The sequence below is a fragment of the Mediterranea massiliensis genome (genome assembly GCF_900128475.1).
Classification (GTDB): domain Bacteria; phylum Bacteroidota; class Bacteroidia; order Bacteroidales; family Bacteroidaceae; genus Bacteroides; species Bacteroides massiliensis_E.
The window spans coordinates 77,891-99,385 of record NZ_LT635837.1; the positions used below are offsets into that span (position 1 = coordinate 77,891).

General features: G+C 48.4%; 20 protein-coding genes. 12 read left to right on the top strand and 8 right to left on the bottom strand.

Annotated elements, in window-relative coordinates:
• Positions 1-207 precede the first annotated feature (207 nt).
• A complete protein-coding gene (locus BQ7483_RS08170; protein WP_072545540.1) occupies positions 208-708 on the bottom strand; it encodes a redoxin domain-containing protein in 501 nt (166 codons plus the stop codon).
• Positions 709-1,229: 521 nt separating this feature from the next.
• On the opposite strand from BQ7483_RS08170, the gene BQ7483_RS08180 reads away from it, so the two are divergent.
• On the top strand, positions 1,230-2,255 hold the full coding sequence (locus tag BQ7483_RS08180) for a TolB family protein (protein ID WP_072545541.1): 1,026 nt from the start codon (positions 1,230-1,232) through the stop codon (positions 2,253-2,255).
• 288 nt (positions 2,256-2,543) lie between these two features.
• Positions 2,544-3,809 carry a DEAD/DEAH box helicase gene (locus BQ7483_RS08185; RefSeq protein WP_072545542.1) on the top strand — a complete coding sequence of 422 codons (1,266 nt, stop codon included), beginning with the start codon at positions 2,544-2,546 and terminating at the stop codon, positions 3,807-3,809.
• Between the two features lie 84 nt (positions 3,810-3,893).
• Here the strand turns inward: BQ7483_RS08185 and BQ7483_RS08190 are convergent, their stop codons facing one another.
• On the bottom strand, positions 3,894-5,324 hold the full coding sequence (locus BQ7483_RS08190; RefSeq protein WP_072545543.1) for a capsule assembly Wzi family protein: 1,431 nt from the start codon (positions 5,322-5,324) through the stop codon (positions 3,894-3,896).
• Positions 5,325-5,463: 139 nt separating this feature from the next.
• On the opposite strand from BQ7483_RS08190, the gene BQ7483_RS08195 reads away from it, so the two are divergent.
• On the top strand, positions 5,464-6,594 hold the full coding sequence (locus BQ7483_RS08195) for an HU domain-containing protein (protein ID WP_072545544.1): 1,131 nt from the start codon (positions 5,464-5,466) through the stop codon (positions 6,592-6,594).
• A gap of 45 nt (positions 6,595-6,639) precedes the next feature.
• Positions 6,640-7,161 carry an FHA domain-containing protein gene (locus BQ7483_RS08200; RefSeq protein ID WP_072545545.1) on the top strand — a complete coding sequence of 174 codons (522 nt, stop codon included), beginning with the start codon at positions 6,640-6,642 and terminating at the stop codon, positions 7,159-7,161.
• A gap of 51 nt (positions 7,162-7,212) precedes the next feature.
• On the opposite strand, the gene BQ7483_RS08205 is transcribed toward BQ7483_RS08200, so the two are convergent.
• On the bottom strand, positions 7,213-8,046 hold the full coding sequence (locus BQ7483_RS08205; RefSeq protein WP_072545546.1) for a zinc ribbon domain-containing protein: 834 nt from the start codon (positions 8,044-8,046) through the stop codon (positions 7,213-7,215).
• 5 nt (positions 8,047-8,051) lie between these two features.
• On the bottom strand, positions 8,052-9,146 hold the full coding sequence (locus BQ7483_RS08210) for a Nif3-like dinuclear metal center hexameric protein (RefSeq protein WP_072545547.1): 1,095 nt from the start codon (positions 9,144-9,146) through the stop codon (positions 8,052-8,054).
• A 155-nt stretch (positions 9,147-9,301) separates the two neighbouring features.
• On the opposite strand from BQ7483_RS08210, the gene BQ7483_RS08215 reads away from it, so the two are divergent.
• From BQ7483_RS08215 to BQ7483_RS08235, 5 genes are read left to right on the top strand one after another with little or no spacing between them, the layout of a single operon-like run.
• Positions 9,302-9,841: a ferredoxin domain-containing protein gene (locus BQ7483_RS08215; protein ID WP_072545548.1), complete on the top strand. Its 540-nt coding sequence runs from the start codon at positions 9,302-9,304 to the stop codon at positions 9,839-9,841.
• Positions 9,841-10,872: an agmatine deiminase family protein gene (locus tag BQ7483_RS08220; RefSeq protein ID WP_083535689.1), complete on the top strand. Its 1,032-nt coding sequence runs from the start codon at positions 9,841-9,843 to the stop codon at positions 10,870-10,872. Before BQ7483_RS08215 ends, BQ7483_RS08220 begins: the two co-directional genes overlap by 1 nt.
• A gap of 25 nt (positions 10,873-10,897) precedes the next feature.
• Entirely contained in the window at positions 10,898-13,282 is a 2,385-nt protein-coding gene (locus BQ7483_RS18245) for an AAA family ATPase (protein ID WP_072545550.1), read from the top strand.
• On the top strand, positions 13,279-14,532 hold the full coding sequence (locus BQ7483_RS08230; protein WP_072545551.1) for a 5-methylcytosine restriction system specificity protein McrC: 1,254 nt from the start codon (positions 13,279-13,281) through the stop codon (positions 14,530-14,532). Before BQ7483_RS18245 ends, BQ7483_RS08230 begins: the two co-directional genes overlap by 4 nt.
• A gap of 30 nt (positions 14,533-14,562) precedes the next feature.
• Positions 14,563-15,447 (top strand): carbon-nitrogen hydrolase, encoded by an 885-nt coding sequence (locus tag BQ7483_RS08235; RefSeq protein ID WP_072545552.1) that lies wholly within the window; start codon positions 14,563-14,565, stop codon positions 15,445-15,447.
• A 58-nt stretch (positions 15,448-15,505) separates the two neighbouring features.
• Here the strand turns inward: BQ7483_RS08235 and BQ7483_RS08240 are convergent, their stop codons facing one another.
• On the bottom strand, positions 15,506-16,450 hold the full coding sequence (locus BQ7483_RS08240; RefSeq protein WP_072545553.1) for a LysR substrate-binding domain-containing protein: 945 nt from the start codon (positions 16,448-16,450) through the stop codon (positions 15,506-15,508).
• Positions 16,451-16,551: 101 nt separating this feature from the next.
• Here BQ7483_RS08240 and BQ7483_RS08245 point away from each other — a divergent pair, with 101 nt between their 5' ends.
• Both BQ7483_RS08245 and trxA read left to right on the top strand, forming a co-directional pair.
• A complete protein-coding gene (locus BQ7483_RS08245) occupies positions 16,552-16,800 on the top strand; it encodes a hypothetical protein (RefSeq protein WP_022021721.1) in 249 nt (82 codons plus the stop codon).
• 55 nt (positions 16,801-16,855) lie between these two features.
• Positions 16,856-17,218, top strand: coding sequence for a thioredoxin (gene trxA / locus BQ7483_RS08250; protein WP_022021720.1), 363 nt, complete (start codon positions 16,856-16,858; stop codon positions 17,216-17,218).
• Between the two features lie 6 nt (positions 17,219-17,224).
• Here trxA and BQ7483_RS08255 read toward each other — a convergent pair whose 3' ends face one another.
• The 3 genes from BQ7483_RS08255 to BQ7483_RS08265 all read right to left on the bottom strand — a co-directional run bounded on the left by BQ7483_RS08255 (position 17,225) and on the right by BQ7483_RS08265 (position 20,500).
• Entirely contained in the window at positions 17,225-17,605 is a 381-nt protein-coding gene (locus BQ7483_RS08255) for a GtrA family protein (protein WP_022021719.1), read from the bottom strand.
• A 16-nt stretch (positions 17,606-17,621) separates the two neighbouring features.
• Complete coding sequence (aspS, locus tag BQ7483_RS08260; RefSeq protein ID WP_072545554.1) at positions 17,622-19,379, bottom strand: aspartate--tRNA ligase; 1,758 nt, start codon at positions 19,377-19,379, stop codon at positions 17,622-17,624.
• Between the two features lie 74 nt (positions 19,380-19,453).
• Entirely contained in the window at positions 19,454-20,500 is a 1,047-nt protein-coding gene (locus tag BQ7483_RS08265) for a diacylglycerol/lipid kinase family protein (RefSeq protein WP_072545775.1), read from the bottom strand.
• A 189-nt stretch (positions 20,501-20,689) separates the two neighbouring features.
• Between BQ7483_RS08265 and BQ7483_RS08270 the strand changes: the two genes are divergently transcribed.
• A partial coding sequence (locus tag BQ7483_RS08270; protein WP_072545555.1) for an aminotransferase class I/II-fold pyridoxal phosphate-dependent enzyme occupies positions 20,690-21,495 on the top strand: 806 nt, incomplete at its 3' end.

Genomic DNA, 21,495 nt, shown 5'->3' on the forward strand with positions numbered 1-21,495 from the left:
AAAAGCTATGAGTGGCGAGTGCAGATTACATGCCGACAACTCGTAGCTTTATAATCCTCACTCGTAGCTCGTAGCTCATCACTCGTAGCTAAAAAAAACATGAAGCCCCTCCTGCTCTCGTGTCGCCACAAGTGCAGGAGGGGCTCTTTTGTTGTATTCATTTCCTCTTATCAACCACTCTCTTCCTGTCCGACCGACGGATAAGCATCAGTTCAGATAGGCCGAAAGCTCAGCAGCAGAGATGTTTTTGGCAATAATCACACCATTATCATCCAGTAAATAGTTAGTAAAACCACGACCCAGGCGATATTGCTTGTACAGGTCGGAGTCTTCACCTTCTGTCTCCACGAAACAGGCGGGAGTAACTATTTGGTCCTTACGAACGGTTTCCTCGAAGACGGAACGATATTCGTCGAACGACACGGAAACCATTTCCACATTGTCGGAGGCCGATTGGCGAAGCGCATTGCTCAAACTTGCGTTCTGCATCCGGGACTGCGCATCGTAACTGGCCCAAAAGCTCAGCAACACATATTTGCCCTTCAGGTCTGAAAGACCGTTGGACGGTTGCACGTCAGACATAGTTTGGATAGTAAAATCCGGGGCTATGTCGCCCACATTCAAACCTCCGGTAGGTTTGTCTTTTGAAACAAAAGAAGTCAAGGAACTAAGTAGTAATACAACAAAAATCCATTTTACATATCTCATGCAATACGGTTTTGGTTAAATACTATTCGGGACTGCCGTTCGTGACAGTGATTTCTTCCCGAAACATTGTCTTACAGGGCCCGACACCCAACAATTCTGCTGACAGTCAAGACCTTTCATCTGAAATCGGTGGCAAAGGTAAGCATTTCTCAAATTAAGTTCCAAATAAACAAGCGATTTTCTCACTTTTTGCAGGCTTATTTTTATGTTATTTAGCATAAAACACAAAAATAGCACCAAAACGAAATGTAAATAAAGTTAAATTAGCGGCCCATGTATACATTGAACTTATTTTCATACATCGAATATCACAATACTGTAATCATAGAGATATATAATGGACTATCATACATTATTCTATACTTAAACAGATTTGTATAATTAATAAATGGCTACATTTATCCGAATAAAATAATTCATACACAACACTTCCTGTTATATAATGTTATAAGTTGACTTTTTTAATACCAAGACAAATAAAAATTTATAATTTTGGAAAAAATATTAATTCTAGTAAGGTTATGAAAAGAAATGATTTTAGAAATTTTGCATTGTTAAGCATTTGCTTATTATCCATGGGATCTTGTGGATCGGGTAAGTTTATGGACATGACAGCTCCAGAAGAAAGCGGATCGAATGTAATGAAAATCACAGACGAGTCCTCTAATTCAGTAATGGGAAATGCAAGAATGAATTTCATGATGAAAAATAGTTTTGCCTATTCCACTATCGGAGGATGTAAAAACAGTAATATTTATTGGGGAACAGGACGCTTACTTGACATTTCACCCGATGGCACTGAACTAGCTTACGTTAGTAACATCAACAAACAATCCAATATTATGGTACGTAAATCTGGTCCTCAGAGCGCAGCTACACAACGAACATTCAGAAACGTTAATGACTTCTCATGGGGAACTGACGGTAATCTATACTTCTCAGACAACTCAGACGTACAGAAAATGCAAATTGGAGTCACTAATGCACATTCGGGAAGTTTGATGAGACAACTAACCAATAACAATCTTGATTCAAATCCTGTTATTACGAAAGACGGTAAAATTTTATTTTTCACTAGAATTGATAAGTCAGGACCTTCCATTTGGTCACTCAACCTTGAAGACGGAGCTCTTACATCATGTGCTAGAGGATACAACCCGAGTCTGATCGGTGACAAGAACGATTCCTTCATTTGCGTCAGAAACTCTACTGCAGGTGTCAGTGAAATCTGGATGATAAACTATGTCGAAGGCAAAGAAACACTGATTCTTTCGGATAAGGACAGAGGCTTCAGCAATCCTACTGTTTCTCCTGACGGCCAATGGATCTTATGCCAAGGCAACAGCAAATCTTCCATCACAAAGAAAAACAATCTCGATTTGTTTGCCGTTAAATTGGATGGTACAAACTTCCTGCAATTGACTTATCATCCTGCCGATGACTGCTGCCCCAAATGGTCTGCAGATGGTAAATATATTTATTTCATTTCGAGTCGAGCCAACAAAAACGACTATTTCAATGTATGGAGAATGAGATTTAATTTATAAAGCTCTAACAACATAACTCGAGCCCCCGATTGCTACTTTATAACAAACGGTATGCTCGAAACATGCCGACGCGGGATTGCACTGTAATTATCCTAAAATAACCATTTTAATCAACAGTGCAATTCCACTTTTTTATGTAATCTTAATTTGAGCTAAGACATCATTTGAAATTGATAATAACAGTAGTGACAGACATACAAAAGAGCAAATTCAAAACAGAATATTTTTCCCAACGGTATCTTAAATTCATGACTTCTGATTATCTTTGCACGAAATTAGAGTTATAACATGAAATTTTCTGAATTACCCCTGAACGACAGTGTTCTCGACGCGCTCGACGCCATGCGCTTCGAAGAATGCACCCCGATACAGGAAAAAGCCATCCCCGTGATACTCGAAGGCAGGGACCTGATAGCCGTCGCACAGACAGGAACAGGAAAAACGGCCGCCTACCTGCTGCCCATCCTGAACCGTCTCTCCGAAGAAGAACATGCCGAAGATGCCATCAACTGCATCGTGATGGCACCTACCCGCGAATTGGCCCAGCAGATAGACCAGCAGATGGAGGGATTCGCTTATTTCCTGCCCGTGAGCAGCGTGGCGGTGTATGGCGGAAACGATGGTATCCTCTTCGAACAGCAGAAGAAAGGCCTGACGCTGGGAGCCGACGTGGTGATAGCCACCCCCGGCCGTCTGATTGCCCACCTCAACCTGGGCTACGTGGACCTGTCGAAGGTGTCCTACTTCATCTTGGACGAAGCCGACCGCATGCTCGACATGGGTTTCCACGACGACATCATGCAGATTGTGAAGTATCTGCCCAAGAACCGGCAGACCATCATGTTCTCGGCCACCATGCCGACCAAAATACAGCAGCTGGCCAACAACATCCTGAACAACCCCGTCGAAGTGAAGCTGGCCGTCTCCAAGCCGGCGGACAAAATCATACAGGCAGCCTACGTGTGCTACGAAAACCAGAAGCTGGGCATCATCCGCAGCCTTTTCACGGACGAGGTGCCCGAGCGGGTCATCATCTTTGCCTCGTCGAAAATCAAGGTGAAGGAAGTGACCAAGGCCCTGAAGCAGATGAAGCTGAATGTAGGCGAAATGCACTCCGACCTGGAGCAGGCGCAGCGCGAGGCCGTCATGCACGAGTTCAAGGCAGGACGCGTCAACATCCTGGTGGCAACGGACATCGTGGCCCGAGGCATCGATATCGACGACATCCGCCTGGTCATCAACTTCGACGTACCCCACGACTGCGAGGACTATGTGCACCGCATCGGACGTACTGCCCGTGCCAACAACGACGGCGTGGCCATCACCTTCGTCAGCGAGAAGGAGCAGACCAACTTCCACACCATCGAGAAGTTCCTCGAAAAGGATATCTATAAAATCCCCGTCCCTGCCGAACTGGGCGAAGCACCCGAATACCAGCCGCGCAACCACGACAAGGGCGGACGCAAACGGGGCGGAAGCGGCAATGGAAACAAGTCCCATCGGGGCGGCAAGAAACGCTCGGGCGGCAAGGGAGCCAAGCCGAGCAAGGAATAACAAGAAGCGACAACGATAAAAAGCGGAGGGATGCTGAGACTCACTCGAGTCAGCATCCCTCCGTTTCGTTTACAGCCTGCAGGCTCAGAATGTCTTGCGCACCTTCAGCTGGAAGCCGAAGTTGTCGCCATAGATATCTCCTGTATCCAATCCCAGCGAAGCATGGAAGGCCCACGTCTTCAGCTTGGCCGGCCGGTATTGGAAAGCGGCATAGGCCGAAAAGTTCTCCAAAATATCCAAGGTAGGTGCCCCATGCGTACCCCAGGTGCGGTTCATCGTCAGCTTGGCCATGTATTCCCATTCATCGGAAATTTCGCCGCTCCATCCCAGGTGGACAGCCTTCACACGATTGTACTTGAACGACAGGGTGCCGTTCTCATTATAAATGGGCGAACGGAGCAGAGGGTTTCCGTTGGCCATGCCCCAATGGGCCCAGCCGGGATACAGGCCGTTGTTGTAATAGTTGTCGCTGCCGCCCGTCTTGTGCACAGGGCCTTCTTCAGGCTCGTGCAGCCCATGCAGGGGGCCGCTCTGGTTGGTAGTCTGCAGATACTCCAATACGATGTTATTGATGGGGCGGAAGCGCTTGAATTTCAGTTCCAAGCCCCACAGACCATCCCATCCGTTCTGCTTGCCCATGGCTGAAAAATCTTCAAAATAATTGTCCAAATAGAGACTGACAGCCACCTCCTTACCGCGATAAGTACCGCGGATCTGCTCTGTTCCGACAAAGTTTCCCTGATAGAACAAGGCATCGTTGACGGGTTTGTCCTCGCCGGCTGAACCAGGTATAAAGATGCGGAAGTAGTCTTTCAGGCTGTTGCCCAGGTCCGTTACCCCACTGGCGGTCACCATCTGCCCACCGAATTGCGTGTCGAGCGTCATGCCGAAATCGAGCTGCCACTTGCCTCCAGGCACGCCGATACGAACAAACCCCTCCTTGTGATGGTATTTGATGTTCTTCGTATACCAGCCTCCTGCAGCCAAATTGGTATGGGCTTCCATCCAGTTGCTGTCCGTAAACCATCCATACGAAATTTCTCCCTTGATGGCCAGGCGGGGCAACAGGTAGAGATATTCTGGAATGCCGATCATAATCTGGGGAATGGGTTTGGAGTTGCCCGACCACGTCAGCTCGCCGCTGCTCAGGCGGGAATTGATCAATGGAGCGGTCATCTCCTTGCTGCCGGCAAAAATGCCGAACCATTTGTAGCGGAAGTCAGTGTAAGCCTGCTGGATGCCCGAATTGAATCCTGCGGCCGCCACCAGATCCAGCCCTCCGCTTACCGTCCACTTTCCCCATTGGTCATGGTAGAAAACGCCTCCGCGGATGTATGTGCTGTTGTCCAACGAAGCCAGCCCCTGCAGGTTGCTCATCTGCCACAAGGGGGTGTTGTCACCCGTATGGACCGTTGCGCCATATTCTACAAAAGGATCCAACTTCCTTTCTTTCTGCGCCATGGCATTTCCTCCACCCAGTAGCAGGAAAGCCAGAAGACAGGTACCGATTCGCATATAAATAGTGTAAGTCTAATGTAAAACGCTGCAAAAGTAGGAAAAATATGCTGTTCAGCCGCCATATTGTTGATATTTTGTTCATAAGAAAAGTTGGGGAAACAATCGTTTTTTCCGATAAATACGTTATTTTTGCATCATGATTGATTTGGCCCGACACATAGAGACACTGCTGCTGGAGAATGATTGCGTCATTCTTCCCGACTTAGGCGGATTTGTAGCCCATTACAATGCGGCAACCTACATCGAGGAAGAGCACACGTTCCTCCCTCCCACGCGCACCATCGGCTTCAACCCTCAGCTGAAGATGAACGACGGAGTGCTGGTGCAGTCCTATATGTCTGTATACGGCACCAACTTTTCGGATGCCACGCGAATGGTCAACAAGAAGATACAGGAACTCATCGCCAGCCTCCATGAAAACGGGAAAGTGGTACTGCCCAACGTCGGCGAAATCCGTTATACCATTCACGGTACCTACGATTTCGTTCCATACGACAATCAGGTGACTACCCCCAGCCTCTATGGTCTGGACAGCTTCGAGATGAAACCGCTGGCCGAACTGCAAAGGAAAGAAGATCGGAAGCCTACAGCAGGCATGCCGCGTCGCATGCCGACCGTCACGACAACCATGGCCAAACCTCAAAGACGGCTGCGCACCTTCCGCCTGAACCGCACTTACCTGACCAACGCTGTGGCCATGATTGCGGCAGTGATATTGTTCTTTCTCTTTTCTACGCCCATAGAAAATACAGAAGTCGTCCAAGGCAACTATGCCCGCCTGCTCCCTGAAGAGCTGCTCGAGCAAATAGGAAAAAGCTCATTGGCCGTAACGCCTGTACAACAACCTGAAGCGGCTCCCCAGAAGACAGCGTCCGCTCAAGCTCAACGCCGCCCTGCCACAACCGAGAACAAGGCCAAGCACGTCAAGCCGATTGTCATGCGGGAAGTGAAAGTCAAGGACCTTGCGACTGACAAAACCGAAACGAAACAAGAGCAGACAGCTGCCCAACCCGTTGCGGCACCTGTTGCCAAAGCAGCCAAAAAGCCCTATCACATCATTGTAGCCAGTGTAGCTACGGAGAAAGATGCCCAGGCGATGGCCAGTCAGCTGAAAGAGAAAGGTTATGCAGGAGCTTCCGCCATCATCGGCAACGGTAAAATGAGGGTAAGCATCGAATCGTTTGCCACGCAAGCCGAAGCTTATCAAAGCCTGCAAAGCATTCGTCAGAACAAAAACTACGAGAGTGCCTGGGTACTGAAGTACTAAACGCACTCGACTCTCTGTACCAAGCAAATATAACCCCTATCAGGAATGAAACGAATACGTTGCCCCAAATGTGAAAGTTATCTGACTTTCGACGAAACCAAATATACCGAAGGCCAGTCTTTGGTCTTCGTTTGCGACCATTGCAAGAAGCAGTTCAGCATCCGCCTGGGAAAGACCAAGATGCAGGCCCCGCGCAAGGAAGAAAAGCTGGACGAAAGCGAATACCAGGAAGCCTATGGCAGCATCACTGTCATCGAGAATGTTTTCGGCTTCAAGCAGGTGCTTCCGCTGAAAGAGGGCGACAACATCATCGGCCGTCGCTGCATCGGAACGGAAATCAACGTACCTATCGAGACGTCGGACATGAGCATGGACCGCCGCCACTGCATCATCAACGTCAAGCGCAACAAGCAGGGCGAACTGGTCTACACCCTCCGCGACGCCCCCAGCCTGACCGGCACGTTCCTGAACAATGAAATTCTGGGTGACAAGGACCGCATCCGCATCGAAGACGGAGCGATTGTCACCATCGGCGCCACCACCTTCATCCTGCGGGCGGCAAAATAAAAAAAGGAGGCTGAAATCGGCCTCCTTTTCTTATATCTCTTCAGATACTGGTTATTCGGCATCCGAAGCCGTCGTTCTTCTTCTCCGAGTCGGCTTTTCCTTGGCAGCATCTGCCTTCGGCTCTACTGTTACGCCTGCCAGTTCAGGGTCTATCATGATACGGCCACAATATTCGCAAACGATGATTTTCTTGCGCGAACGAATGTCCAGCTGTCTCTGGGGCGGAATCTTGTTGAAGCAACCACCGCAAGCGTCACGCTGTACGTAGACGATGCCCAAACCGTTTCTGGAATTCTTGCGGATACGCTTGAACGACTGAAGCAGACGGGGTTCAATCTTGGTTTCCAGATCCTTGGCCTTGTCTCTCAGCTTCTCTTCCTCCTGCTTGGTTTCCGAAACGATTTCGTCCAGTTCGTTCTTCTTCACCTCCAGGTCCTGTTTTCTTTCTTCCAGCTGTGCAGTGCAAGTTTCCACTTCTTTTTCTTTGGCGGCTTCCTGCTCCGTAAACTCACGGATGCGCTTCTCGCACAGTTCTATTTCCAGTGATTGGAATTCAATTTCCTTGCTCAGGAAGTCATACTCACGATTGTTGCGCACGTTGTCCTGCTGGTCCTTGTACTTTGCGACAGAAGCCTTGGCTGTCTCGATTTCTACCTTCTTGGTAGCGATGGACGATTTCAGCTCGGCAATTTCCGAATTGATTCTCTCGATACGGGTGTTCAAACCGGCAATCTCGTCTTCCAAATCCTGTACTTCCAACGGAAGTTCTCCTCTCAGTGTCTTGATTTCGTCAATCTTCGAGAGAGTTGTCTGCAACTGGAACAAAGTTTTCAGTTTCTGTTCCACCGTCAGTTCCTGCGAATCTTTCTTTGCTTCTTTAGCCATTTTAGTTACATGTATTTTATGGGATTGGTGTTCACCCGCGTCTGCTGTACGTCCAGACTGGGAAACAGGTCCCTGATTATAGTATAGAATATTTCTTTCGTATATTGCTCGCTTTCGTAGTGTCCCGTCTCGGCCAGCAGGATTTCACCTTCGTGGCCGAAAAACTCATGATACTTGATTTCTCCTGTAAGGAACACGTCCGCCCGTTGCCGGATGGCCAATGGCAGAAGAAAAGCGCCTGCGCCTCCACACAAAGCAACGGTTTGTATCTCCCTTCCCATCAGTTTGTTATGGCGAAGGCATTCCACTTCGAACGTCTTCTTGACGCGCTTCAGGAACTCCAGTTCCGTCTCAGGCTTTTCCAGTTCGCCTATCACGCCCGCCCCAGCCTGCTGCCATGTGTTCTGCAGCGGATACAAGTCGAAAGCAGGTTCCTCATACGGATGCACCTTCAGCAGAGCCCTGACAGCTTCCGCCTTCCGATAGGCAGGCACGATGGTCTCGATGCGCACCTCTGCCTCGGTATGCAGTTCGCCGACAGCGCCACAATAGGGATGTGTCCCCTCCTGTGCCCGAAACGTACCGCTGCCTTCCACGTTGTAGCTGCACGAGTCATAGCGTCCGATACAGCCGCATCCGGCCGCAAACAAGACGTTTCTCACCTCTTCGGCCTGCGCCACAGGCACATACGTGACCAGCTTCACCAGGGCTTCTTCCTTGGGCTCGAGCACACGTACGTTCTTCAGTCCGAGTTTCTCGGCTATCTTGAAGTTGACCCCACCCCAGGCGTTGTCCATATTGGTATGGGCAGCATAAATCACGATGTCGTTCTTGATTGCTTTCAGGATGCAACGCTCCACGTAGTCCCGTCCCGTAATCGACTTGCAGCCCTTGAAGAGGAGCGGATGATGGGCAATCACCAGATTATAACCAAGTCCGATAGCCTCGTCCAGCACAGCTTCGGTTACGTCAAGACACAACAAAGCCCCTGTTGCTTCCGCTTCTGTCAATCCGATTTGCAGGCCGGCATTGTCAAATCCGTCTTGCAATGGCAGAGGCGCGAACCGTTCAAGGGCGCTTACGATCTCTTTTATCTTCATAAAACAGAGAATTTGGGTGCAAAGATAAGAAAAAAGAATGAATACAGGCAGGAGAACCTATTTTTTTGCAACCCATTTCTCCTTTATTCTGACGAAGCCAAATATTTGTCGTATCTTTGTCTCACTGATTCATTCAAAAAAACGACATTCAGATTATGATACAGAACGAAAGAGACTTGCGCCACGAGCATGTACTCGCCGTGGCCCGACAAATGATGACAGCCGCCCGCACCGCTCCCAAAGGCAAGGGCATCGACGTCGTAGAGGTGGCTATGGTAACCGACGATGATTTGCAAAAACTCTCCGACACAATGCGGCAGATATCCGAAGAGACCGGCATGAAATTCTTCTTGCGCGATGCCGACAACATCCTGCAGGCCGAATGCGTCGTCATCATAGGTACACGCGAGCAGGCTCAGGGCCTGAACTGCGGGCATTGTGGCTTCGCCACCTGCGCTGCCCGTACCGAAGGAGTGCCTTGTGCACTGAACACCATAGATGTGGGCATCGCTGTCGGTTCGGCCTGCGCCATGGCTGCCGACCTGCGTGTCGATACGCGTGTCATGTTCTCTGCTGGACTGGCTGCCCAACGCCTGCAATGGCTGCCCCAATGCAAGAACGTACTGGCCATCCCCGTCAGTGCCTCTTCCAAGAATCCGTTCTTCGACCGTAAACCCAAGGAGGCCAACAAGTGATGGAAAAGACAACAACCTATTTTCCAGCTGAATGGGCACCGCAGAGCGGTGTGCAGCTGACGTGGCCTCATGCCGCTACCGACTGGGCCTATATGCTCCCGCGCGTACAGGCATGTTTCGTGAACATCGCCCGCGAGATTGCCGCCCGCGAACGGCTGCTCATCGTCACACCCGAACCCGAAGCTGTGAAACGACAGATAGCCGATACCGTCCGCATGGAGAACGTACGCTTTGTGCAGTGCCCCACCAACGATACATGGGCACGCGACCACGGCGCCATCACCCTGATAGGTGCAGAAGGCCCCATCCTGCTCGACTTCAAGTTCAACGGCTGGGGACTGAAATTCGCGTCAGATAAAGATAACTTGATTACCCGCCACCTAGTGGAGGCAGGAGCCTTGCACGGCACCTACGAGAACCGCCTGGGCTTTGTCCTCGAAGGAGGCTCCATCGAAAGCGACGGACGGGGCACGCTGCTCACCACGTCAGAGTGCCTGCTCTCGCCCAACCGAAACGGACAGATGACACAGGCCGAAATTGAAGACTACCTGCGTCGTACCTTCCATGTACAGCAGGTTCTCTGGCTGGACCATGGCTACCTGGCGGGCGACGATACGGACAGTCACATCGATACCCTGGCCCGTCTCTGCCCCGACGACACCATCGTCTACGTGCAGTGTACCGATAAGCAGGACGAGCACTACGACGCGCTCCGCCAGATGGAAGAACAACTCAAGACCTTCCGCACCCTTACAGGAAAACCCTACCGTCTGCTCCCCCTGCCGATGGCCGATGCCGTAGTAGAAGACGGCGAACGCCTGCCAGCCACCTACGCCAACTTCCTTGTGGTAAACGGAGCCGTACTCTACCCCACCTACGCCCAACCCGACAATGACCGCCGTGCTGCCGAAGTGCTCAGCCAGGCTTTCCCAGGCTATGAGATTGTAGGCATCGACTGTCGTGCCCTCATCTGCCAGCACGGGTCGCTCCATTGCGTCACGATGCAGTATCCACAGGGAGTACTAAAATAAGGAGACCATATTTATATTAAAAAAAATGAATATCCAAGAAAAAATTGAATTATACAATTCATTCAGACAAGAATGGCCTATAAGCCGTTTATACACCATGCGTTTAGATGAGTATTCTAAGATTGGAGATAAACACACTTTTACTTATTGGCTTGAATCCCGTCTTGACCAATTAGGCTCAATATGGGGAGGGTCTTCATTTAAATTTGGAATATTCAATCGAAATGAACAAACGCCTAAAAGGAAAGATATTGGTGCTTGTTATTCAGATAAATATGCATGGAGCTCCAAATATGGGAATAATGAATCTCAAGCCTTTGACCAAATCAAAAGTATAATTATAAAAATTGCAGAAAGTGCATATAGAGGAGATTTAAAAGCTATCGAAGAAGCAGACTTAGGACATGCCTATAAATGGAAAATAGCTTTTCATTATCAATCAGATATAGCTCATCCTATTATTGCACATTTTTTTAAACGAGAACTATTATTCAATATATGTCCGGAATTAAATCATAAAACTTCCACGACTCTGTTTCAAGCTAAAATCTTAGAAAAAAGGAAAATGGGAGAAGACATATTTAGTTTTTGTGAAAGAATTTACAATACTCCTTCTGTAAAATATTGGTTATATGCTCCTGGTGAGAATGCTAATATGTGGCCAACATTCTATAATAATCATGTTATGGGATTAGGTTGGGATATAGGTGACTTACAACAATATAAAACGACTTCTGAGATAAAAGAAGCTATAAAAAAAACGTATAATAAAGCGAACAATCCAACTAATGACACAAAAGCAAATTGGGAATTCTGCAATGAAATGAATATCGGTGACATCGTTATTGCAAAACAAGGGCGAAATAGCATACTTGGTTGGGGAGTAATAACTTCCGATTATTATTATGATCCCAACAAGTATTCAGAATATCCATCATTGAGAAATGTTAAGTGGATTAATGCAGAAACAAAAAGTCACGACGATATGGGACCAATTGTTCTTAAGACTTTAACAAACATAACTCCTTATACCAATTATGTGGATAAAATGAAAAAACTACTTGGCATAGATACAGACAATAATAATGTTCCAGCTGATATGAAACAAATAAAACTTCTTAAGCAGAAGAAACAAATCATTTTGCAAGGTGCTCCCGGAACAGGAAAAACATATACAACTACAGAATTGGCAGTAGCATTATGTGATAATGTAGATACCACGTTCATGAGTAGGAAAGATATAATAGAACGGTACAATGACTTATATGATGGGGGGCGAATAGGATTTGTAACCTTTCATCAGTCCACTGATTATGAGGAGTTCGTAGAAGGTATAAAACCTTGTATGACAGCTAATGGCATCACTTATAAAATTTCAGATGGAATATTTAAAAAGATGGCTGCTATTGCCTCTGTCACAAAGCATGATGCCGTCAATAACATCCCAAAATATTTGGGCTCTGAAGATTATGATAGTATTTATACTTCCATATTGAACGATATTAAAGCTGGGAAAATTACAGCATTGGAAAGTACGAGACATGGCACATTCCCTGTTCATTGTGATGGAGACGACATCATATGTAATAGTAAAACTGTTAAAAGACGTAGTCATCTCAGGACTCTTTTCGATTATTTTATAAATAAAGAACATAGATATGATATCAAAGGTTTAGGAAAAGATGATTATTTCAAGTTAATAGAACAATTAACTAATGGACGTACAAGGACTCTGGATTACAATTATTATCAAGGCATTTTACGAGTAATGCTTCAGAGGGCGAAAGAAGCAACTATAGAGATAGGAAAACAATCAACAGCATCTCCTGTAGAGGTTGAAGATAACAATGACAATATTATTCCTAATCAACCATACCTTCTCATCATCGACGAAATCAACCGCGGCAATATTTCTAAAATATTCGGAGAATTGATTACTTTGCTGGAGGCTGACAAACGAATAGGAGAAGAGAATGAACTGACGGTCACTCTTCCCTACTCACAGGAAACATTTGGAGTGCCCAGCAATCTTTATATAATTGGAACAATGAATACTGCCGACCGCAGTGTAGGCTACATTGACTATGCTATCCGGCGTCGTTTTGCTTTCATCACTTTAAAAGCTGACAGGAATGTAATTGAGAATTATTACACAGACAATGATTTGAAACAGAAAGCTCTGGCATATTTCGACCAGGTAGACGCTTTAATGAAAGTCTCTTCTGAATATGAAAAAGATGACTTGATGATAGGTCATAGCTATTTTTTGGCCAAGGATGAAGAAGAGCTTCAGAACAAGATGGTCTATGAAGTACGTCCCTTGCTTTTGGAATATTTTAACGATGGGCTGCTTGCTTTCAGAAAAGATGACGAAGAATACAAGGTAATCAAGAGTTTTGGTGAAGCATGAACATCGTATTACATGAACATCAGTCAATAGCCTATCAGGAATTTAGCCGAACGGGAATCAAGATAAATGATTTTCCAGCCCGGCCGGATAAGTCTGTCTATTTGGGATTGACCAGCGACCTGCGGCAACAAACCGTCAAAGCAAGTTATTATATAGGATTGTCATGGCTGAAGGAAGGTGAATGTTCGGTATCGGTACTTCCCAAAATCAATGTTGACTATTTGAAAATGTTCATGGACTGCTTTTATAGCGATGACAACGACGTTCAGGACAAACTGATGCAAATCTACTCCATAGATTTTGACAAGCCTTGTATTCATCTGGAGAATACCCCTTTTGAATTTACTCCTTTCATCATCATCCACTTTCTACAACTGATGAAGAAGCTGATAAAAAAAGGATTGAAAAAAGGGTATATTCTGAAAGAAGAAAATCTGAAAGGGAAAGTAAAAGGGAAAATTCTATTTGCACATCAATATAAAAAGAATCTTAGTACCGGAAGAATTGAGAACAACTATTGCCGCTATCAGGAGTATTCTGAAGATTGCATAGAAAACCGTATCTTAAAAAAAACCTTACTATTCGTAGCACATTTCCTGAATAATTATGAATTATCTGATTCGTACGAACTCCAAAGAATAGTTCAAAGCATGTTGCCTATATTTCAAAGTGTGTCTGATATATCCGACACACAAGAGATACGAAAGTTTCAAGTCAATCCATTTTATAGAGAATATGCCCGAGCCTTGAAGGTTGCCAAACTTATTTTACGCCGTTTCAGCTACGACATACAGTCAGCTCAAGGCGATGCAGACAAAACGCTTCCTCCCTTTTGGATAGATATGCCACTGCTGTACGAACTTTATATACTGAATATGCTTAGAAACAGATTTGGGAGCAAGATATACTATCACATTGCAACCCGAAAAGATGAAATAGATTTTGGAAAACGGGACGAACATTTGATTATGGATGCAAAATATGTACCCGACTGGGACACGGAGGTGAATACCGAACACATCGGTCAATTGGCCCGATATGCACGTGCTCCAGGTATCCGACGCAAATTATTGGGGACAGACGATGATACAATTATCTGTAACTGTCTATTGCTTTATCCAAGCATACAGGGCATCACATCCTTTGAAAAAGAAAACATTTTAAAAGAGGGAAATGTCAAAGAGATGGAATATCTTCAGTTTTTCAAATTGGGAATAAAACTTCCAATATCGCAGAACAGAAGTCTTTAATATGATAATAACAATTTAATAAATTCTATTATGAGAAAAATAAAAGTAGGCATCATCCAGCAGGCCAATACCGCCGACCTGCGGACCAATCTGATGAACCTGGCCAAGAGCATCGAAGCCTGTGCCGCTCATGGCGCACAGTTGGTCGTGTTGCAGGAATTGCACAATTCGTTGTATTTCTGCCAGACGGAGAACACACAGCTCTTCGACCTGGCCGAACCGATACCAGGCCCTTCGACCGGCTTCTATTCCGAACTGGCCGCAGCCAACCATATTGTGCTGGTCACTTCCCTCTTTGAGAAACGTGCGCCGGGACTCTATCACAACACGGCCGTAGTCTTCGACCGCGACGGCAGCATTGCCGGCAAATATCGCAAGATGCACATCCCCGACGATCCCGCTTATTATGAGAAGTTCTATTTCACCCCCGGCGATTTGGGCTTCGAACCCATACAGACCTCACTGGGCAAATTAGGCGTACTTGTCTGCTGGGACCAGTGGTATCCCGAAGCTGCCCGCCTCATGGCGTTGAAAGGTGCCGAGCTGCTCATCTACCCCACTGCCATCGGCTGGGAAAGCACCGATACGGACGACGAAAAAGCCCGCCAACTGAATGCCTGGATCATCTCCCAACGCGGCCATGCGGTGGCCAACGGCCTGCCAGTCATCGCTGTGAACCGCGTAGGACACGAACCCGACCCGTCTGGACAGACCAATGGCATCCTCTTCTGGGGCAACAGCTTTGTGGCCGGACCGCAAGGCGAACTGCTGGCACAGGCAGCCAACGACCGTCCTGAGAATCTGGTTGTAGAAATAGACATGGAGCGTTCGGAGAACGTGCGCCGCTGGTGGCCTTTCCTGCGCGACCGCCGCATCGATGCCTACGAAGGCATTGTAAAACGATTCCTGGATTAATCTTTCCTGCCAATTTGCCCATAAACGAACTGCCCGCAGGCGTCGTTTGTGGGCAAATTCAGTTTCTGCTTCTCCGTAGCCGGATATCATGCTTGCCGAACCGCTCGTCCAACATGCGGGCAGGTATAATCTTCAGCAAGGTTTCTCTCACTGCATTGACCGCTCTCTCCCGTACAAAATCTTCTTTCAAGAAAATGGATATGCGGCGCTGGGGAGACGGCATGCTTTCGATGGGGCGTACATGTTCCCTTTGTTTGTCTGTCAGGAAGCCTACATGCAGCTCAGGGATAATGGTATATCCACCGTTACGGTCTACAATCCGAATCAGTGTCTCGATACTGCCCGCTTCGTACACATGATTTCCCACTTCCTGATTCTTACAGAAACTGGTCGCTTCACCATGAACGCAATGCCCTTCTTTCAGCACCCACATCTGATCGGCCGGCAACAACATCCCAGGACCGCTTGGCAGCGTGTCCCATTGGCATCCCTCGGAAAAATATACGACAAAACGCTCCACATAGACTGGTATTTCCAATAAAGAAGTTCCCTCCAGGGGCGAAGTGGTCATGATCATATCCAGATTCCCGTAGGCCAGTTCCTGCAACAGTCCCTTGTTGTCCCGTTCGTCCAAATGAAGTTTCATATTCGGATAAGCATGTTGGAAATGGTAGATGAAATCGGGCACGATGTAGGGAGCAATGGTCGGAACAATGCCAATATGCAGACTGCCGTTCATGGCACCCGTTTCGTCGGCCACCACCTCCTTGATGCGCTGGGTTTCGTTCAAGGCCGTCTGTGCCTGACGGATAATCTTGACCCCGATGCTGGTGGGAACCACACTCCGCCTGCTCCGCTCGAAGATTTTGACATCCAGTTCTTCTTCCAATTTCTGTATCATGGCACTGAGGGTGGGCTGAGTCACTCCACAGGCTTCGGCAGCAAGGACAAAATGGCGGTACTTGTCCAAGGCCACGATGTATTCCATTTGTTGCAGGTTCATATATTTAATAGATTACGTCTATACAAAGATAAACGAAATCTGTTGTACGCCCCCTGTTTTCCCTCTAATTTTGCATCAGAATCAAACAAAGAAAGGAAAATATGAAAAACTTATTACTGAAAAACTGGGATTTCGTCCGAACCCTGCGCTTATTGATCGGACTGGGAGTCGGCGGATATGCAGCCTGGGCAGGCGATTATTTCTTGGCGGCATTAGGCGGATTGTTCATCATCCAGGCACTATTCAATCTGTCCTGCTGCGGGAGCGGTGGATGCTCTGTAGCATCGCAGAAAAAGACACTCTACCAGGACGTCATCAAGCCCTATCATCCCGATGCGTCCCACAAATAAATGAAATGCGAAGCGAACAAAATCAAAATAACAACCATAAAAACAGAAAACAAGTATGAAAACGATGTCATTGAACAAAGCAGACTTCTTAAATAAAGTAGCCAACTATGAAACAAGCCCCTCCGAATGGAAATTCTTGGGCGAAAGACCGGCCATCATTGATTTTTATGCCACCTGGTGCGGTCCTTGCAAGATGCTGTCGCCCGTTCTTGAAGAACTGGCAGCCGAATATGCAGGAAAGATAGATATCTATAAGATTAATGTAGAAGAGGAAGAGGAACTGGCAGGTGTATTCGGCGTCAGAAGTGTCCCCACCCTGCTCTTCGTTCCCATGGAAGGAGCTCCACAAATGGCTCAAGGGGCGTTGCCCAAGAACGTGTTGCAGGAAGCCATCCGGAACGTACTGCTGCCAGAATGAGAGAACTTACCTGAAAGTAATTTTCTTGTTCATCAGGAAATTGACCGCACCATAGACAAACAATCCGAGGAACTGTGCCAGATATTCGTTGCAGCCAAGCAACTCGACCAGTGCGATAAGGAAAAGGAACTGGGCCCCGTAGGCCATTCCGAAAGCAATAAGAAAGAGCAGCACCTGCCGCCAGGTGTTGCTCTTTTTGTTTGTAGGAAATATCCAATACTTGCACCAGACGAAGTTGTTCGTCTGTGCAAGTACATAAGCTGTCACGTTGGAAGCCAGGTAGTGGACATTGCAAACACCCATCATCACCCCGATGGTAGCGGCGGTAATCAGCGCATTCAGCGTGCCGATGACCACGAAGCGGAAGATGCGTGTCGTTTCTCTCACTGCCCGTCCGACGTTTTTATTCTTTTACATCCACAATCAGATTCAGCTCGTCCAGCTGTTTCTGGTCGAGGTAACCCGGAGCGTCGAGCATGACGTCGCGTCCGCTGTTGTTCTTCGGGAAGGCAATGCAGTCGCGGATGCTGTCCAGTCCAGCAAAGATGCTCACCCAGCGATCCAGACCGTAGGCCAGACCTCCGTGAGGGGGTGCTCCGTACTTGAAGGCATTCATCAGGAAGCCGAACTGCTCCTGAGCCTTCTCGGGCGTGAAGCCCAATATCTCGAACATCTTGGCCTGCAGCTTCGCATCGTGGATACGGATGGAACCGCCACCCACTTCGATACCGTTGCACACCATGTCGTATGCATCGGCACGCACAGCTGCCGGATCGGTATCCAGCAAGGGGATATCCTCGTCCTTCGGATGGGTGAACGGATGGTGCATGGCCATCAGTCGTCCTTCCTCCTCGCTCCACTCGAACATGGGGAAGTCTACCACCCACAGCAGGGCAAACTTGTTCTTGTCGCGCAGGCCCAGCTGATTGCCCATCTCCAGACGGAGCTCGCAGAGCTGCTTGCGCGTCTTCATGGCATCGTCGCCGCTGAGAATCAGAATCAGGTCACCGGGCTTCGCGCCGAAGGCAGCCTTCATCTGCTGCAGCACTTCCTGCGTGTAGAACTTGTCTACGCTGGACTTCACGTTACCGTCGGCTTCCACACGGGCATAAACCATACCCTTGGCACCGATTTGCGGACGCTTCACAAACTCGGTCAGCGCGTCGAGCTGCTTGCGTGTATAGTGGGCTGCACCTTCGGCACAGATACCGCCGATGTAGGCCGCATTGTCGAATACCGAGAAGCCGTATCCTTTCAGAATATCCATCAGCTCGACAAACTTCATGCCGAAGCGCAGGTCGGGCTTGTCGCTGCCATAATACTTCATGGCCTCGGCCCACGGCATGCGCTGGAACGGTTCGGTCAGTTCCACACCGCGGATGGTCTTGAACAGGTACTTGGCCATGCCTTCGAACAGCTCGATGACATCGTCCTGCTGTACGAACGACATTTCGCAGTCTATCTGCGTAAATTCCGGCTGACGGTCGGCACGCAGGTCCTCGTCACGGAAGCACTTCGCAATCTGGAAGTAGCGGTCGAAGCCCGATACCATGAGCAGCTGCTTCAGTGTCTGCGGGCTTTGCGGCAGTGCGTAGAACTGTCCCGGATTCATGCGCGAAGGAACGACAAAGTCGCGTGCGCCCTCGGGAGTCGAACCGATGAGCAACGGAGTCTCCACTTCGATGAAACCTTTGCTGTCCAGGTATTTGCGCACCTCGATGGTCATCTTGTGGCGCAGTTCCAGATTCTTGCGTACAGCCGTGCGGCGCAGGTCCAGATAACGGTACTTCATGCGGATGTCATCGCCTCCGTCCGTATTGTCTTCGATGGTGAAAGGAGGAGTCAGGGCTGCGTTGAGCACATTCAGTTCGGACACGATGATTTCAATGTCGCCCGTAGGCATGTTGGCGTTCTTGCTGAAACGCTCGTTCACCGTACCGGTCACCTGAATGACATATTCACGTCCCAGGCGGTTGGCCTGTTCGCAAAGCCCGGCATTCACCTCTTCGTTGAATACCAACTGTGTGATGCCGTAGCGGTCGCGGAGGTCAATGAAAGTCATGCCTCCCATCTTACGGCTGCGCTGCACCCATCCGGCCAGCGTCACCTGCTTATTGACATCAGAGATGCGGAGTTCTCCGCAAGTGTGTGTTCTATACATTTCTTTATCTATTTATTTTAAGCATACACGTTAATTCAAGCATGCAAAAGTACACAATATTTATAATACTCGGCCTATTTTTTCGCCAGCTTTTTGATCTGTTCCTTACCTTTGTCCAAAATAGCCCGGTTTTTGTGCGAAATATCTTCCACAAACGCTTCGTTGAGCTGCTTCAAGCCATTGATATAATCTTGTGCCCGCTGCAGCACGTTGCCCGACCGCTTGCAGGTTTCGCAAGGTACGATGACCTTCAGCTCGCGCTGCACGATGCTCACTTCTACATCTTCGCCGGCCATCATGGGATCGCCGTCGAAGTGCACCACTCCCGGCTTGGAACGATGGATGCGCAACGACTTGCACTGGAATGTCTTGATGCGGCTGTTCTGGTCGATGGTCTTGTTGAACAGCTGGAACGACAGGGAGGGAACGTCGAGCACCGTGAAGGGTTCCAGAATGGTGACGTCCAGCAGGCCGTCGTCCAGCGTCGCCCGCGGAGTGATGTAGGCATTGTTGCCGTACTGCGACGCGTTGCCGCAGGCGATGAGGAAAGCCCGATAACGGGTCGACACATTGCCGTCCATCTCCAGCTCGTAGACTTCGGGCCTGTACTTCAGGCTCTCCAGCAAAGTCTGTTCCAGATAGGTCAGCGGCCCGCGCTTCCCTGCCTGCGAGAATTTAAGGCTGACAAAGGCATCGAAGCCCACGCCGCACGTACAGAAAAAAGGAATACCGTTGATCTTTCCATAATCAATCACTTCCAGCCGCCCGCCGTTGATGATGTCCACCGCCTTCTTGGGATCCAGCGGAATTTGCAGATGGCGGGCCAGCCCGTTGCCCGACCCGCATGGAATGATGCCCAGGGCCGTATCCGTATGTACCAGCGAGCGGGCTATCTCGTTGATGGTCCCGTCACCTCCGATGGCCACTACGGCAAAAGCCTTTTCGGCCGCCTTCTGTGCCGCTATCTTGACGGCATGCCCGGCATACTCCGTATAGACCACCTCCATGTCATACTTCTCCCGGTCCAGCTTTTCGTTCACCCAGGCCAGAATCTGCTCCTTACCCTGCGTGCCGGATATCGGATTGATTACAAAAACGATTTTCTTCTTGTTGTTGTCCATGTCCAAAAAGGATTTTCATGTCGTGCAAAAGTAATACAAATCCTCAGAAAAAACGTAATAAAGCGATTTTAAAACACTGGACAAACATATTTTTTCAACTATTTGGTGCATAAAAAAAGTAATTTTGCTATCTTTGCCCCCTGTTTTAAAAACCTGACAAAAATAAACATACTAATTATAAGACATTCAATGGGTTTACTACAAGAAAAATTTGCGAAATACGACCTGCCGCAACAATTTATGGCCAAAGGCGTATATCCTTATTTCCGTGAAATCGACAGCCACCAGGATACAGAGGTACTGATGGATGGCAAGAAGGTCCTGATGTTCGGTTCGAATGCCTATATGGGCCTGACGTATGACAAACGCATCATTGATGCAGCCAAGGCAGCTACCGACAAATATGGCACAGGCTGTGCCGGTTCCCGTCTGCTGAACGGCACACTCGACATCCACGTGCAGCTGGAAAAGGAACTGGCTGAATTCGTGGGAAAAGACGAAGCGCTCTGCTTCTCCACAGGTTTTACCGTAAACGAAGGTGTCATCCCCCAGTTGGTGGGACGTGGTGACTACATCATCTGCGATGACCGCGACCACGCTTCCATCGTAGACGGACGCCGCCTGTCCTTCGCCACGCAGTTGAAGTACAAACACAACGACATGGAGGCTCTGGAAAAGGAACTCCAGAAGTGCGAACCCGAAGCCGTGAAGCTGATTGTAGTAGACGGTGTGTTCTCCATGGAAGGCGACCTGGCCAACCTGCCCGAGATTGTCCGTCTGAAGAAGAAATACAATGCCAGCATCTACGTGGACGAAGCCCACGGTCTGGGTGTGTTCGGCCGTCAGGGACGCGGTGTCTGCGACCACTTCGGCGTGACCGACGACGTAGACCTGATTATGGGTACCTTCAGCAAGTCGCTGGCTTCCATCGGCGGTTTCGTGGCTGGGGACAAGGAAGACATCAACTGGCTCCCCCCCAACGCCCGCTCCTACAT